The 1,083-nt window shown below is 68.8% G+C and carries 2 protein-coding genes; both read right to left on the bottom strand.

Annotated elements, in window-relative coordinates; genetic code table 11:
• Positions 1-803: hypothetical protein (locus J1M41_RS11410; protein WP_206451779.1), on the bottom strand; the 803-nt coding region annotated here is incomplete at its 3' end.
• A gap of 19 nt (positions 804-822) precedes the next feature.
• On the bottom strand, positions 823-1,083 hold a 261-nt coding region (locus J1M41_RS11405; protein ID WP_206451778.1), incomplete at its 5' end, for a hypothetical protein.

Here is a 1,083-nt window from a genome sequence, read left to right as displayed (position 1 = left end):
CAGGTGAGGCCGTTGTCTTCGGAGCGGGCGGCGGAGAGGTTCGGGCGCGTGGACCCCACCGCGTATAGGACGCCCGTGTCCGGGTCGCGGTAGATGCCGCCGTGCCAGCCCGGGAGGCCCTGCACTGGTGTGCGGTCGCTCCACGGGCCTTCCAGGGTAGGGGCGGTCCGCCGCCCGATTTCGCGCCCCCAGTTGAACATCCACCATCCGCCTGAGCCGTCCGGGACGATGGACATGGAGATGGTGGTCATGCGGTCCGCCGTGAGGATTCTGCGCGGCAAGGTCCAGGTGATGCCGTCCGTCGTCTTCGACATCCAGCACCAGCCCTCGGTGATGTCCTGCCTCCAGTACACGTAGAGGGTGCCCGTGGCGGCGTCGTATGCGAGCTCGTTGTCGGTGTTGACGCTCGATCCGCTCGGTGCCTGTTCCGGGTGGTCGGAGGTGCGCCACAGTGGCCCGGGCTTAGCGCCGGTGGGCTGCCTCCACTCGTACCCGTCGTCGGAGCGCAGGATCATCGTGTCCTCTTTGCCTGCCGCACTGTACTCCGAGTTCGCCATCCAGTAGCGGTGCCCGCCGAACTTGCCGGACGGGGTGAGCGAGTGGAAGTCGAGGACGGACGGGTGGACGTAGGACCCGGCGGTGGAGTGCGCGACGGACCCGTCCGGGGTAGTGACGTGATCTGCGAGGATCGGCACGGGAGGGTTGTAGCTGTTCCCCGCCCCGTGGAGGTACGGGACCGACGCCGGCTCCGGGTCCACGATGACACGCAGCGCGGGCGGCGCGGGCGGAGACGGCTTAGCCATAAAGCCCAGAAGCCCCACGTCAGACCCCCTTCCAGATGAGGTTGTCGAGCGTCCCGGCGGTGTTACCTGCCGTTGCCTTGATCGACGTGTAGCGTCCGCCGTCGCGGGTGATCGGGAAGGAATCCGTCCCGATGGTCGCACCGCCTGCGCGGGTGCCAGTCACGGTCGCGGTCGCACCCTTGACGGTGACGGTGTAGGTGTCGCCCGCCTGCGGTGCGCCGAGGGACGTGCGCGTCGACCTCCCCGCGTAGGGCTGGACCGCCGTGGGGGTGATCTTCAC

This window comes from Micrococcus sp. KRD096, assembly GCF_017168495.1.
GTDB classification, from domain to species: domain Bacteria; phylum Actinomycetota; class Actinomycetes; order Actinomycetales; family Micrococcaceae; genus Micrococcus; species Micrococcus luteus.
The sequence above is the reverse complement of the archived record's forward strand: the minus strand, read 5'-3'. Positions and strand labels throughout refer to the sequence as shown.